Source organism: Rhizobium sp. TH2, from assembly GCF_024707525.1.
Lineage (GTDB): Bacteria > Pseudomonadota > Alphaproteobacteria > Rhizobiales > Rhizobiaceae > Rhizobium_E.
The window spans coordinates 1,963,660-1,977,230 of record NZ_CP062231.1 but is presented as its reverse complement, the minus strand read 5'-3'; the positions used below and the strand labels follow the sequence as shown (position 1 = coordinate 1,977,230).

At 61.2% G+C, this 13,571-nt stretch carries 14 protein-coding genes; 4 read left to right on the top strand and 10 right to left on the bottom strand.

Annotated features, from left to right (window positions below):
- Nucleotides 1–34 precede the first annotated feature (34 nt).
- Together IHQ71_RS09950 and IHQ71_RS09945 are read left to right on the top strand one after the other, a co-directional pair.
- Nucleotides 35–253, top strand: coding sequence for a DUF1289 domain-containing protein (locus tag IHQ71_RS09950; RefSeq protein WP_258161810.1), 219 nt, complete (start codon nt 35–37; stop codon nt 251–253).
- Complete coding sequence (locus IHQ71_RS09945; RefSeq protein WP_258161809.1) at nt 253–948, top strand: TIGR02281 family clan AA aspartic protease; 696 nt, start codon at nt 253–255, stop codon at nt 946–948. Before IHQ71_RS09950 ends, IHQ71_RS09945 begins: the two co-directional genes overlap by 1 nt.
- Nucleotides 949–954: 6 nt before the next feature.
- Here the strand turns inward: IHQ71_RS09945 and IHQ71_RS09940 are convergent, their stop codons facing one another.
- Nucleotides 955–1,773: a sulfite exporter TauE/SafE family protein gene (locus IHQ71_RS09940; protein ID WP_258161808.1), complete on the bottom strand. Its 819-nt coding sequence runs from the start codon at nt 1,771–1,773 to the stop codon at nt 955–957.
- Between the two features lie 272 nt (nt 1,774–2,045).
- Here IHQ71_RS09940 and IHQ71_RS09935 point away from each other — a divergent pair, with 272 nt between their 5' ends.
- Entirely contained in the window at nt 2,046–2,372 is a 327-nt protein-coding gene (locus IHQ71_RS09935) for a zf-TFIIB domain-containing protein (RefSeq protein WP_258161807.1), read from the top strand.
- 73 nt (nt 2,373–2,445) lie between these two features.
- Here IHQ71_RS09935 and IHQ71_RS09930 read toward each other — a convergent pair whose 3' ends face one another.
- The 5 genes from IHQ71_RS09930 to yajC form a co-directional block, all read right to left on the bottom strand.
- Nucleotides 2,446–3,633, bottom strand: coding sequence for an extensin family protein (locus IHQ71_RS09930; protein ID WP_308737936.1), 1,188 nt, complete (start codon nt 3,631–3,633; stop codon nt 2,446–2,448).
- A gap of 83 nt (nt 3,634–3,716) precedes the next feature.
- On the bottom strand, nt 3,717–4,574 hold the full coding sequence (locus IHQ71_RS09925; protein WP_258161806.1) for a phytoene/squalene synthase family protein: 858 nt from the start codon (nt 4,572–4,574) through the stop codon (nt 3,717–3,719).
- A gap of 2 nt (nt 4,575–4,576) precedes the next feature.
- Nucleotides 4,577–4,969 (bottom strand): Mth938-like domain-containing protein, encoded by a 393-nt coding sequence (locus IHQ71_RS09920; protein ID WP_258161805.1) that lies wholly within the window; start codon nt 4,967–4,969, stop codon nt 4,577–4,579.
- Complete coding sequence (secDF, locus tag IHQ71_RS09915; RefSeq protein WP_258161804.1) at nt 4,969–7,527, bottom strand: protein translocase subunit SecDF; 2,559 nt, start codon at nt 7,525–7,527, stop codon at nt 4,969–4,971. The genes IHQ71_RS09920 and secDF overlap by 1 nt, the downstream gene beginning before the upstream one ends.
- A gap of 64 nt (nt 7,528–7,591) precedes the next feature.
- Complete coding sequence (gene yajC / locus IHQ71_RS09910) at nt 7,592–7,948, bottom strand: preprotein translocase subunit YajC (RefSeq protein WP_258161803.1); 357 nt, start codon at nt 7,946–7,948, stop codon at nt 7,592–7,594.
- A gap of 204 nt (nt 7,949–8,152) precedes the next feature.
- On the opposite strand from yajC, the gene IHQ71_RS09905 reads away from it, so the two are divergent.
- A complete protein-coding gene (locus IHQ71_RS09905; RefSeq protein WP_258161802.1) occupies nt 8,153–9,073 on the top strand; it encodes an ATP-binding protein in 921 nt (306 codons plus the stop codon).
- Nucleotides 9,074–9,184: 111 nt separating this feature from the next.
- Here IHQ71_RS09905 and IHQ71_RS09900 read toward each other — a convergent pair whose 3' ends face one another.
- The 4 genes from IHQ71_RS09900 to serS all read right to left on the bottom strand — a co-directional run bounded on the left by IHQ71_RS09900 (nt 9,185) and on the right by serS (nt 13,501).
- Nucleotides 9,185–10,648, bottom strand: coding sequence for a LysM peptidoglycan-binding domain-containing M23 family metallopeptidase (locus IHQ71_RS09900; protein ID WP_258161801.1), 1,464 nt, complete (start codon nt 10,646–10,648; stop codon nt 9,185–9,187).
- 136 nt (nt 10,649–10,784) lie between these two features.
- Nucleotides 10,785–11,435 carry a protein-L-isoaspartate(D-aspartate) O-methyltransferase gene (locus IHQ71_RS09895; RefSeq protein WP_258161800.1) on the bottom strand — a complete coding sequence of 217 codons (651 nt, stop codon included), beginning with the start codon at nt 11,433–11,435 and terminating at the stop codon, nt 10,785–10,787.
- 14 nt (nt 11,436–11,449) lie between these two features.
- On the bottom strand, nt 11,450–12,214 hold the full coding sequence (gene surE / locus IHQ71_RS09890) for a 5'/3'-nucleotidase SurE (RefSeq protein ID WP_258161799.1): 765 nt from the start codon (nt 12,212–12,214) through the stop codon (nt 11,450–11,452).
- A 3-nt stretch (nt 12,215–12,217) separates the two neighbouring features.
- Nucleotides 12,218–13,501 (bottom strand): serine--tRNA ligase, encoded by a 1,284-nt coding sequence (gene serS / locus IHQ71_RS09885; RefSeq protein WP_258161798.1) that lies wholly within the window; start codon nt 13,499–13,501, stop codon nt 12,218–12,220.
- Nucleotides 13,502–13,571 lie beyond the last annotated feature (70 nt).

The window sequence follows — 13,571 nt, the reverse complement described above, 5'->3', positions numbered from 1 at the left end:
ATATTCGCTTAAAAGCTCGCTTGACTGGTGAAATATGGAATCGCCCTGCATTCTCGTCTGTTCGATCGATGACAACACCGGCTACTGTTTCGGCTGTGGCCGCACCCGCGAAGAAATCGGGGCGTGGACGAGCTATACCAGCACCGAACGACGCGAGATCATGGCCGTGCTGCCCAAGCGCCTCGAAGGCGTCGAACGCCGGCCGAGGCGTGAAACGCGCCGGTCTCGCATGGCAAGGGAGAACCAGGTCTGATGTCACGTTTTCTGATCGCGGCCATCGTCATCCTCGTCGGCCTTCTGCTGATAACGGCAGGATTTTCCAATAGCGGGCGGCTGGATGGCGACGATGCCATGTATATGCTCTACTATGCCATGTGGGGCGCGCTCGTCGGCGGCGGCATACTGGCAAGTCAGCGCAATTGGGGTGAGGCTGCGCGCAATCTCGGCATCTGGCTGCTGATCGGGGTGGTGCTCTCCGCCGTCTATGTCTTCCGCACCGATGCGCAGAATTTCGCGTCCCGCCTCACGGCGGGGCTCATCCCGGGCCGCGCAGCCATGATCACGGACCAGAACGGCTTCAAGACCGCCGTACTCTATATGGGACAGAACGGGCACTACCAGGCCGAGGGCACCGTCAATGGCGTGACCATCCCGATGATGGTCGACACCGGTGCGACGACGATCGCGTTGAGCTTCGAGGATGCGGAGCGGCTTGGGCTGAACCCCAACGGCATGGACTTCACCTATACGGTGCTGACGGCCAACGGCCCTGCCCGCACAGCGTATGTCACGCTGCCGGAAATCGAGGTCGCCGGCATCAAGCGCACCAATGTCCGCGCCGGCATCGCCGAACGCGGCAAACTCAGTGAGAGCCTGCTCGGGATGAATTTCCTGTCGTCGCTCAGTTCGTTCACGATCGCCGGTGACGAGATGAAGCTGCAGGACTGACTGCGGTCAGAACAGGCTGACGGCGAAGCGCACCGAAATCACCAGCAGGAAAATGGCGAAGCAGACTTCGAGCTGCCGGCGGCTCAGCGCATGCGCCAGCCGCGCACCGTATGGCGCGAAGAACAGGCTGAGCGGGATGACCAGGATGACGGTGATCCAGTTGATGAAGCCCGTCGAGAACGGCGGCAAATCGCGGTCGCCCCATCCCGCCCAGATATAGCCGAGCAGCCCCGGTATCGAGATCAGCACGCCGACACCCGAGGACGTTGCCACGGCCTGGTGCACAGTGCGATTCCAGAGCGTCATCCAAAGGTTCGTCAGCGTGCCGCCGCCGACACCCATAAGTCCGGACAGCAGGCCGATTGTTCCGCCGGCCAGCCCGTTAAGGACGCCGCCGGGCATCTCGGTGCCGAACCGCCAGTGTTCCTGGTTGAAGAACATCTTGAGCGCGATGAGCAGCATCAGCATCATGAAGACCACACGCAGGAATTCGCCCGAAACATAGGCCGCGACCACCGAGGCAAGGATCGTGCCCAGCGGTATCCAGATCACCCAGCCCTTGAGCGCCTGCATATCGACAGCGCCTCGCGCCTTGTGCGCCTGGAATGAACGGATTGAGGTCGGCACGATGATCGCGAGCGAGGTTCCGACGGCAACGTGGGTCCGTACCGTGTCGGGCACATCGAGCAGGCCATAGACCTGGTAGAAAACCGGAACGAGGATCGCGCCGCCGCCAACACCGAACAGGCCCGCCAGCAACCCGGATACCGCGCCGGCGGCAACGAGCGCGGCGGAGAACATGAGGATTTCTGACAGGGGCGGCATGGCTTCATTCTCATTATGAACGGCCGGTCCTAGGCCTCATGGCTCGGCTCGACAAGTTCACCGGCGACAAAAGCGGTACGGCTACATTCTCGCCGGTTGTGTCTCCGATGACGAACTGCCTTGAAAATGGCACGACCAACACGTAAATCAGACGAGCGGACCGGGCCCCTCTGGCCCTCACCTTAAGTGATGGCGATGTCGGACCGCATGACAGGGCCCGTTTTCGAATGAACTTCGCGGGCTTTAACCTTGTAGACATTTGGAGATTTCTCATGAATTCCCCTCACGCCGGTCTTGTATGCCCCGCTTGCCGTGTTTCGCTCGTCATGAGCGAACGCGCGGGCATCGAGATCGACTACTGCCCGCAATGCCGTGGAATCTGGCTCGACCGTGGCGAACTCGACAAGATCATCGAGAAAAGCGCCCGTGAGACCGCAGTTGCAGCTCCCGTGGCGGCACCGCCTCAGCAGCAAGGCTATCCGCAGCAACCGTCCTATCAGCAGCCGCAGCAACAGGGCTACGATCCGCGCTATGAGCAGTCCTACGGACATGGCTATCCGAAGCGGAAGAAATCGTTCCTGGAAGAGCTGTTCGACTGATCGGCGGCAATCATTGCCAGAAATCAACGGCGGGCGACCCAGTGGTCGTCCGCCGTTTCATTTTCATCATCTCTCACAGGCTGCAGTGGCGATAGTTACGCTTGCGAGCCCTGAGATCGAAATGGAAATGGTCGCCGTGATAGGCGTCACCCGGCCCGAGGACGGTGGTGAAATACTTGCAGGAATCCTCACGCACCGTCTTCAAGAGGCCCTTCTCGCGGAAGGCGAAGAAGCTCTTCTTGCGGACATCGATATGCTTGCCGTTCTTCAGCGTGAAGCCGCCGATATCCATTGCATTGCCCTTGGCATGTTCCGACCACGGATTATTGGAGCGGGAATTCATCTTACGGCAGGAATAGGACGACATCTGGTGAATGGTCTTGATGCCCGAGAAGTAGCGGTAGCGCGACGACGGCACCAGTTCGTTCTTTACCCATTTGGCGAACAGCTTCGTCATCGAGCAATTGAGCGTCGCCGCCGGTTTAAGCTGAATACCGCCCCGGAACCCGGTCACCTTGATCGGATGGGCAATGCCGCATGAGCGACCATTGGAGATCGGCGGCAGCTCCTGGAATTTCACGCCCATTCGCTCGAGTTCAGACCGGCAGGCGCGGTCGGCCGAGGTCATCTCGGCGAAGCCGTCGGCCTCTTCGGTCGGATCGCTGGTGCGCGGAATGAAGGCGACCTGGGTCTCCTCGTCGACGTTGCGACGCTTCGAGGGCATGGTGATCTGGTCGGCCGAACTGGCGTCATTGAAATCCAGACTCTGGTCCGTGGCGACGCGCGTTGGCGCACGCTCGGTCAGATTATCCGTACCGATGCCATCGACAACCGGCTGGGTGGCATTGCCCTCGGCGATATCGACGGACTGTTCCTCGGCGAGGCTCGTCGGCTGCTGGACACCGAGCGCGGTATCCATATTGACGCCGTCTCCGGGGATCGAAGATTGCTGGAGCGGCTCCTCATCGATTTTCGGAAGTGGTTCTTCGTCGATCTTTGGAAGCGGCTGGCTTTCTCGATTGGCAAGGTTCGGCGTGTCGAGATAGTCGGTGGAGTCGGTCGTCTCCTGGATCGCGTTGTCCGGCGCGGCATAGGTGCTGGGAGTGCTGTCAGTGGTATCGACGGGATCGATCGACGACACCGTCGTCTCGTCATCGATGCTGCCGGGCGGCGTCATCGGCCCCGAACAGGCAGCAAGCGCGACGCTGAGGAAAACCGGCAGAAATGTCCGCCGTGATTGTCTTAAAAACGCAATACTCATTGGCACATTCCACCGGACATTCCGGAACTTGGTGCCACTCTAGTCATGCGTTGGTTAGCAAAACGTGAATTAATAAATGTGTATTAAAACATCCGCGATCCGGATGCCCGCCAGAGCCTCCATTGCCGGGAAAGCTGGGACGGCTGGATGGATTTTTCCAATACAGTCAGGCCGGCTTTTTCAGCACGGTTGAACACCGGTTCGGCCGAGGCAGCTGTGAGGAAGGCCAGCTTCGTGCCCCCGGCAAGCGAGGATTTCTGCGCCCTCGCCTTGGCGAGATGATCGCGGCCGTAGCCTATGAACGCGGATAAGGCCGCGCCGATGCGTTGTCTGTCCTCTCCCTTCAGGAAACCCGCCGCATTCAGCCCGACTGCCGACAGGATATCGCCCGGTATGAAGACCTGCCCTCGGCGCATGTGGATCGGCAGTAGGAGCAGGCAGCCCGCCACCAGCTGGGCGATCCCGGCATGGCCGGCCGGCTCGGAGACTCCTCTCGCATTTTCGGGGTCGAGGATCAGCGCGCCGAGCTGAATGAGCGCCGCCGAGGTCTCCCCGGCATAGCCTTCAAACGCATTCCGATCAGGCATCGGGTCGTCATAGAGATCGAATATCCGCGCTTCCGTCATCGCGGCGAGTGCCGAGCGTGGCAGGCGATGATCCGTGATCGCGTGGAGGATGCCGGCCGCGATGGGATTGGACTGGCTGTCGCCATGCGGCTGGCCCTCGATCAGGTCGCGCCAGTATTGCAGCCTCACTTCGCCGGGAAGCGGCTCGCGGATCAGGTCGCGGATGCGGGCGAGTTCGGCGCTGAAGGCGTAGAGCGCGGCAAGCGGCCCCCGCTTGTCCTCGGACACCAACAGGCAGGCGAGATAGCGATCGAGGTCGGTGGATCTCAGCGTGGCGAGGCAGGCCGCATAGGCTTCCTCCCGGGTCGATGCCATTGTCAGCCGTCCACCGCGATCAGCGCCGCAGCGACGGCACGCTCTTCGGCAAGCAGGATGTTGAAGGTGCGCACAGCCGCACCCGTCGACATGGGGTCGGCTGAAATGCCGGCGGCCTTCAGCCGCTCCCGCAATTCCCTCGGCAGTGGCCGCAAGGTCGTGCCCGTACCCACCAGCAGCACCTCGATATCGGCCGCTTCGGCAATCGCGCGCTCGAACAGATCCACCGTCAACGGATCGGCCTCCGTCGCCGCCCAGCCATGGATGCCGGACGGCAGGCACAGGATCGATCCGCGATGGCTCATGTCGGCGAAACGGAAGCCGCCATTGCCATAGGCATCCAGCGGCGCACGTCCGGGGAAATGCTGTTCGCGGATGACGATGCCCGCTGCCATCAGACGACCGGCTTGGCCGACTTCGCGCCGCTCTGGTTGGCTTCCTCTTTTTCCTTGAACATCGCGTCGGGCCGGAGCTTGAAGTAGATCAGCATCGGTGCCGCGACATAGATCGACGAATAGGTGCCGACGAACACGCCAAACAGCATGGAAATCGTGAACGACCGGATCACGTCGCCGCCGAAGAGCACGAGGCCGAGGATCGCGATGAACGTCGTGCCGGCCGTGAGGATAGTACGCGACAGCGTCGAATTCAGCGAGAGATCGATCAATTCCTCGAGCGGCATGGACTTATATCGTCGCAAGTTCTCACGCATTCGGTCGTAGATGACGACCGTATCGTTGAGCGAGAAGCCGATGATCGTCAGCAGCGCCGCGATCGCCGTGATGTCGAATTCCATTCGCGTATAGACATAGAGCCCGACTGTCATAATCGCATCATGCAGCGTGGCGGTGACGGCGCCGATGGCGAACTGCCATTCGAACCGGAACCAGATATAGACCATGATGGCGAGGAGCGAGAGACCGAGACCGATGGCGCCGGTCACGGCGAGTTCGCCCGATACCGACGGGCCGACCACTTCGACGCGGCGGAACTCGTAATCCTTTTCGAGGGCGCCGCGAATGCGGGCGACGACATTCTGCTCCGCCGTTTCCTCGGCCTGGCTCTGCACGCGGACCATGACGTTGCTCGGGTCACCGAACCCCTGGACCTGCGCGCTTGTGATGCCCAATTCTTCGAGCCTGTTGCGGATGTCTCCGGGGTCCGCGGCACCCTCCCTTGCCTTCATTTCGATCATCGAGCCGCCGGTGAAGTCGATACCGAGGTTCAACCCCATCGTCGCGAAGCCGATGATGGATGCCAGCGTCAACACAGCGGTGATGCTGAAACTCCAGTTTCGGATGCGCATGAAGCCGATCCGCGCGAAATCGAAGAATGCCGTGCGAACACCCTTCGGCACCGTCTTCGGACGGGTTCTACGCAGCCAGATGGCGATCATCAGGCGCGAAACCGTGTAGGCCGTGAAGACAGTCGTGACAATACCGATAGAAAGCGTCACCGCGAAACCGCGCACCGGACCCGAACCCATGTAAAACAGGATAATAGCGGCGATCAGCGTCGTCAGGTTGGCGTCGATGATGGTGCCGAACGCCTTCTCGAACCCCGACTCCATTGCCGACACAAGGGGCCGCCCCTGTTTCACTTCTTCGCGGAAGCGTTCGTAGAACAGCACGTTGGAGTCGACGGCTTGCCCGATGGTCAACACGATACCGGCAATGCCGGGTAACGTGAGCGTCGCGCCCAATGCGGAGAGGATGGCGATGATCATCACGATGTTGATGATCATCGAGATGTTGGCGATGACGCCGAGCGTGCCGTAGAAGAAAGTCATGAAGGCGCAGACGGCGACAAAGGAAATGATCGCCGCGGTGACGCCGGCACGGATGGAGTCTGCACCGAGGCCAGGTCCGACCGTGCGCTCCTCGATGACTGTCAGGGTCGCTGGAAGAGCGCCGGCGCGCAGCAGGACGGCAAGGTCATTGGCCGACTGGACGGTGAAGCTGCCCGAGATCTGGCCCGAACCACCGAGAATCGGTTCGCGGATGTTCGGCGCGGTGATGATCTTGTTATCGAGCACGATCGCGAAGGGCTCGCCGACATGCTCCTGTGTGACGCGCCCGAAGGTCTGCGAGCCATAAGAATCAAAGCGGAACGATACGATCGGTTCGTTGCCGGACTGCGAGTCGAAGCCCGGCTGCGCATCGACGAGGTTCTCGCCCGACAGGATGGCGCGCTTGACGAGCAGCATCGGGATGGGCGGGTCGTCGTTGGTGTAGACGACCTCTGATGTCGCCGGCGGCCTGGTATTGAGGGCATCCTGCGCCGACATCGAGGTATCGACGAGGTGGAAGGTCAGTTTGGCGGTCTGGTTGAGGATCGCCTTGAGGCGCTGCGGGTCCTGGAGACCCGGAACCTGGACGATGATCCGGTCGGCGCCCTGGCGCTGGATCAGCGGTTCGGTCGTGCCGAGTTCATCGACGCGGCGGCGGACGACTTCGATCGACTGGGCCACCGCCGAGCTGACGCGATAATCGATACCGCCGTCGGTCAGGTCATATTCGAAGGCGCCTTCGGATGTATTGCTCTCGGTCACTTCGGTGATCGAAGTGCCGGTCAGCCCGCCGCTGACGGTGGCGGTGATATCCTTGAGCGCGGTCTTCGTCGCGTCGATCTGGCTCGCGTCACGCAGCTTGAAGGTGATCCTCTGGCCGTTGCCGGCGAGGCCGGTATAGCCGATGCCGGCGCGACGCAGATTGCTGCGGATTTCATCGAGCAGTGTCTCGCGGCGTTCGGTAATGATATCCCCGCGCTCGAGCTTGAGCATGATGTGGGAGCCTCCCTGAAGGTCGAGACCGAGGGTCATCGACTGCTTGGGCACCCATGACGGGACATAATCGAGAGCCGCCTGCGACAGGAAGTTGGGCGTCGCCAACCAGACACTCAGGATGACGCTGAGCCAGATCAGGACCGATTTCCAGCGGGAAAAATAAAACATAAGGGCTCTCGATGCAGTTCATACAATACGCGGAAAAGCGGGCTTTCGCCCGCTTGTCGCTCTATCAGGGCTTGTTGGCGGCCTGCGGTTCCTTCACCGGCTCGCTCTTCACGCGCACTTCGGAAATATTGGCGCGCACGACACGGACACGGACGCCGTCGGCGATCTCGGTCTCGAGTTCATTGTCGTCGATAACCTTGGTCACCTTGCCGACAATGCCGCCGCCGAGCACGATCTGGTCGCCGCGACGGATGTTCTTCAGGATTTCATTGCGCTTCTTCACCTGCTGGCGCTGCGGCCGGAAGATCAGAAAATAAAACACCACGAGCATGGGAACGAAGAGAAGGACGATATCGAGACCTCCTCCGAGCGGCGACGAGGCTGCGGGGGCCGTTTGGGCGAAGGCGTCGGTGAAGATCATCATTTACTCCCGGACATGATAAGAGGTGCGGCGCTTGGATCAGGCCGCAGGCTGGTGGCGGGAATATAGGAATATGCCCCTCCAATGCAACAGCGCATTGATAGTTTGGCAGGCAAAACCCTCGATTTGCCACCGCTCCGGCCTTTCCGTGCCAGAGCGTCCATGTTAGCGCGTCGAGGAGACCATACATGCGGAGAGCCCGACATGAACGACGATGTCCTCAAATCGATTCTTGCCGAACTGAAACGGCTGGCCGATGCCGCCGAACGAAGCGCCGGACCGGTGGCAAGCCCGCCGATGTGGGACGCCGCCGATTGTTTCGTCTGGAACCCGGCCCAGACAGCGCTCGTGCCCGTTCCCAAGGTCAACCGCGTTGACCTGTCGCTCATTCGCGGCGTCGATCATGTCAAACAGATCCTCAGCGAAAACACGACCCGTTTTGCGAACGGCCTGCCGGCCAACAACGTTCTGCTCTGGGGGGCGCGGGGCATGGGGAAATCCTCGCTGGTCAAGGCGATCCACGCTGCCATCAATCAGGGTCGCGCAAAGCCGATGAAACTGGTGGAAGTCCATCGCGAGGATATCTCCACCCTCCCCGACCTCATGGAACTCTTGAAGAAGGCCGACCACCAGGCGATCCTGTTCTGCGACGACCTGTCCTTCGACAATGACGACACATCCTACAAGTCATTGAAGGCGGCGCTGGACGGCGGCGTCGAGGGCCGGCCGGAGAATGTCGTCTTCTATGCGACCTCCAACCGCCGGCACCTGCTCCCGCGCAACATGATCGAGAACGAGCAATCGACGGCGATCAATCCATCCGAGGCCGTCGAGGAAAAGGTGTCGCTGTCCGACCGTTTCGGCCTGTGGCTCGGTTTCCACAAATGTTCGCAGGACGACTATCTCGCGATGATCGACGGCTATGCCGACTATTTCGGCCTCGACGTGGCGAAGGACGAGATGCACCACGCGGCGTTGGAATGGGCGACGACCCGCGGCTCGCGATCGGGCCGCGTCGCCTGGCAGTTCATACAAGATATGGCGGGGCGGCTGGGGAAGAGGTTGGGACAGTCAGTAGTCCGTAGCGGCGGCGACCCGCAACAGAGCAGTCAAGTGCTGGAATGAACTGAGACGCGAATATCTATTCCTGCTGACTACTGACTATTCGCAGAAAAGCCCGGGTTTCCCCGGGCTTTTCCACGTCTTTCCATACGCAATACACCTGAAGGAAAGAAATTACTGCAGGAAGGTCATCGGATTGACGGCCGCCGCGTTCTGGCGAACCTCGAAGTGAACCTTGGGCCGCTTGGCGCCACCGGTCATCCCTGAATCGGCGATCACCTCGCCGCGAGTGACCTTGTCGCCGCGCTTGACCTTGAGGGCCGAGGCGTTGCCGTAGACAGTGACCGTGCCGTTGTCGTGGCGGATCAGGACCGTGTTGCCGAGGTCCTTGAGACCAGCGCCGGAATAGATGACCACGCCGTTCTCGGCTGCCTTGATCGGCGTACCCTCGGGAACCGAGATGTCAATGCCCGGGTTGCGGACGCCTTCGACATTCTGGCCGTAGCCGGCGATGACCGCGCCGCGGACCGGCCAGCGGAACTTGCCGATGCCGGTTTCGTCGGGTGCATCCTCGCCGTTGTCGGCGGTCTTCTGCACTTCCTCGACGCTTCTGTCAGCGACCGGAGGCGTGTAGGTCTTCGGCTTGGCGTCCGAGACTTCCTTGACCTTGCTGCCGGCCGGGATCGAAGCGGTCTTCACCGGATCGGCGCCCGGAACCGGAATGACGATCTTCTGGCCGATCCTGAGCGAAGCGGTGGTCATGCCGTTGGCGGCCTTGATCGCGTCGACCGAGACTTTGTGCTGTTTGGCGATCTTGTTGAGCGAGTCGCCCTGGGCCACGACATAGCCGGTTCCGTCAGATTCGCTGTTCTTCGCAGCCAGTTTGTCGCCGGTCTGCTTGTCGCGCGAGGCGGTGTTCGGCAGGATCGCCTTGTCCTGGTCCTTCGCCTTGGCGGGAACCGGTATCTTCTTGGTGTTGACGGCGAGTTCTGCCGGCACGCTCTTCGAAGATTTCACCGAGACGGGGATGATGATCGACTTGCCGTATTTCAGGTCGGCGCCGGATGCCAGCTTGTTGGCCTTGAGGATCTCGGACTGCGGGACCTTGTAGCGCGCCGAGATGCCCGAAAGCGTGTCGCCGCTCTTGATCAGGATGCGCGGCGAGGAGTCGGCGATCTTCCAGACCGACTTGACCGTGCCGGTCTTGATCGGATCTGCATCGACCTTCACCTTGGCCGGGAACGGCTGGTTGATCGCTACGTTCTGTTGAACCTTGACGCCGGGCGTCTTGAGTTCGGTGCGCTGGACGGTGGTCCTCGTTTCGATCGTCGATGTGCTGATCGGATCGTAGGAGACGTCCTGATTGGGATATGGCTGGTTCAGCGCTTGGTCGCCCGTCACATCGGCATCCGTCGCGTTGACGGAGGCCACATCCTGGCCCGGCGTCGGCAGCTTGCCATTGACGGCATTGACCTTGTGCGGCACCGAGTTGGTCGTGAGGTTGTCGGTCTTGGATGAGAAGAGCCCGTCGAAGCGGGTCACATCCGAAGAACAACCCGACGCTATGCCCGCGAGAAGCAGGGCCGCCGTCAGGCGAAGAGGAGAGGCATTTGCATTCATCATTTTTAAGGCACGCATGACTTGAACCCACGCTACGCATTTACTTGTAATGATTAAAGCGCGTTAGTCTTACTGGCGGGTTAACAGGCGGGGGCGCACTCAAAAAAAATCTGAAAAATGATAACCTTAACGGGAATTTACCTTTGGCCGGGCGTCAAAGCGCCAGAGCCATCTGATGGACGATGGGCTGGTACGGTGCCTCAAAAAGCTCCACCCGCTCGAAGCGGCTGCCGGTCTTGGTCAGCGCGATCATGCGGCAACTGCCGTTCTCCTGCAGGACAGGTGCGACCATCATGCCGCCCGATACCAGTTGCTCGGCATAGATGCGCGGCAGGGTCGAAAAGGCGGCGGTGACGACGATCCGGTCGAAGGTCCCCTCGCCCTGCAGGCCCGACGCGCCATCGGCCTGGCGGACGATGATGTTCCTCAGCGCGAGCTTGTCCATGCGCTCCTGCGCCGACGTGACCAACGTGCGGTAACGATCGATGGTCAGCACGCGTTCGGACATTCGGCCCATCACCGCTGCGGTAAAGCCGCTGCCGGTGCCGATTTCGAGCACGCGGTGGCTCGGCTTGAGCTTGAGGGAGTCGATAAGTTGGGCGGCGAGATCGACTCCTTCCATGAAGGAGCCGCATTCGATCGGGATCGTCCGCGACGACCAGGCGAAGGCGGCGTGCTCGGGTGGCGTGAACAGGTGACGCGGCGTCTGCTCGATGGCATTGAGCAGATCGGTTGCGGTAATCCCCTTGGCACGCAGGCGCAGGCAGAGCGCCGCGAAACCTTCCTTGCCACTTGCCTGAGACATGCCGAGCCTTCCTGCTACGCGACGACCGCCTTCTGGATCCGGTCGAGCAAATCATAGTCCGTCAGATCGAGCTTCAACGGCGTGACGGAAATCTTGTTCTCCTTCAGCGCATGGATGTCGGTTCCATCGCGGAAATCGCCCTTACGCGAATCGAACTTGAGCCAATAATAGGGCAGACCGCGACCATCCGAGCGTTTTTCGACATTGATGCCGAAATCAAGCTTGCCCTGTGCGGTCACGGCTATGCCCTTGATGTCCTCGGGCTTGCAGTTCGGGAAGTTGAGATTCATGAAGCTCCAGTCGGGCATCTCGACGTTGATCAGCTTCTTGAGCAGAGCGGGCGCGAAAGTCTCGACAATCTCCCAAGGGATCAGCCTCTCGCCATCGACATAGTTCGCGGCCTGCGAGATCGCGAAGGACTTGATGCCCTGCAGCGTGCCTTCGATCGCACCGGCGATCGTGCCGGAATAGGTGACGTCGTCGGCCATGTTGGCGCCGTTGTTGACGCCGGAGAGCACGAGATCGGGCTTCTTGCCGCCCAGAACTTCCCTGACGCCCATGATGACGCAATCGGTCGGCGTGCCGCGCAGCGCGAAATGTTTCTCGGAGACCTGCCGCAGCCTGAGCGGCTCGGAAAGCGTCAGCGAGTGGGCAAGCCCGCTCTGGTCGGTCTCCGGCGCCACGATCCAGACATCGTCGGAAAGCGTGCGCGCGATCCGTTCGAGGACCGCGAGCCCCTCGGCGTGGATGCCATCGTCATTGGTCAGCAGGATGCGCAAAGGTCAGTTCGCCTTCTCGATTTTCTTCAGGCCACCCATATATGGCAGAAGCACATCCGGAATTGTGACCGAGCCGTCCTCGTTGAGATAGTTTTCCACAACGGCGATCAGCGCGCGGCCGACAGCGACGCCGGAACCGTTGAGGGTATGGACAAACTTGATCGATCGGTCGCCCGGATCACGATAGCGCGCATTCATGCGGCGGCCCTGGAAGTCGCCGCAGACCGAGCATGACGAGATTTCGCGGTAGGTGTCCTGCCCCGGCAGCCAGACCTCTATGTCATAGGTCTTCTGCGAGCCGAAGCCCATGTCGCCGGTGCAGAGCGTCATGGTGCGGAAATGCAGGCCGAGCTTCTTGAGCACGTTCTCGGCGCATTCGGTCATCCGCTCGTGCTCGGCCTTCGAGCTCTCGGCATCGGTGATCGAGACGAGTTCGACCTTGTTGAACTGATGCTGCCGCAGCATGCCGCGCGTGTCACGGCCGGCAGAACCCGCTTCCGAGCGGAAGCAGGGCGTCAGGGCCGTGAACCTCAGCGGCAGCACATCGTGTTCGAGGATTTCCTCGCGCACGAGGTTGGTCAGCGGCACTTCGGCGGTCGGGATCATCCAGCGGCCATCGGTGGTCCTGAACAGGTCCTCGGCGAATTTCGGCAGTTGGGCCGTCCCGAATACGGCATCGTCCTTGACCAGCAGCGGCGGCTGGACTTCGAGATAACCATGCTCCTGGGTATGCGTATCCAGCATGAACTGGCCGAGCGCGCGCTCGAGGCGTGCCAATTGGCCCTTGAGGATCGTGAAGCGCGAACCGGCGATCCTGGCCGCACCCTCGAAGTCCATCCAGCCGAGCGCCTCGCCGATCTCGTAATGTTCAAGCGGCTTGTGGTTCCACATCGGTTTTTCGCCCGAGCGGCGCGTCTCGACATTGCCGTGCTCATCCTTGCCATCGGGCACGTCGGCGGCCGGAATGTTGGGGATGCGCGACAGGGTGTCGGTGAGCTCGGCCGAGAGCTTGCGCTCCTCGTCCTCGGCAGCCGGCAGCGAGGTCTTGATCTCGGCAACCTCGGCCTTCAGCCTTTCGGCGAGTTCGGAATTCTTCTGGCCCATTGCAATGCCGATCTCCTTGGAGGCGGCATTGCGGCGCGATTGCATTTCCTGCGCCTTCTGGACGATGGCGCGACGGCGCTCGTCGAGCGAGATGAGCGTGCCGGCAAGCGGCTCGGCGCCACGGCGGGCGAGCGCCGCATCGAGGGCGGCCGGATTGTCACGAATCCATTTGATATCAAGCATGGAGACACCATTGTGATGGTAGGGCGCGGAAACCCTGACGATTCCCTTTTCGACATGGGTTTTGGCGCGA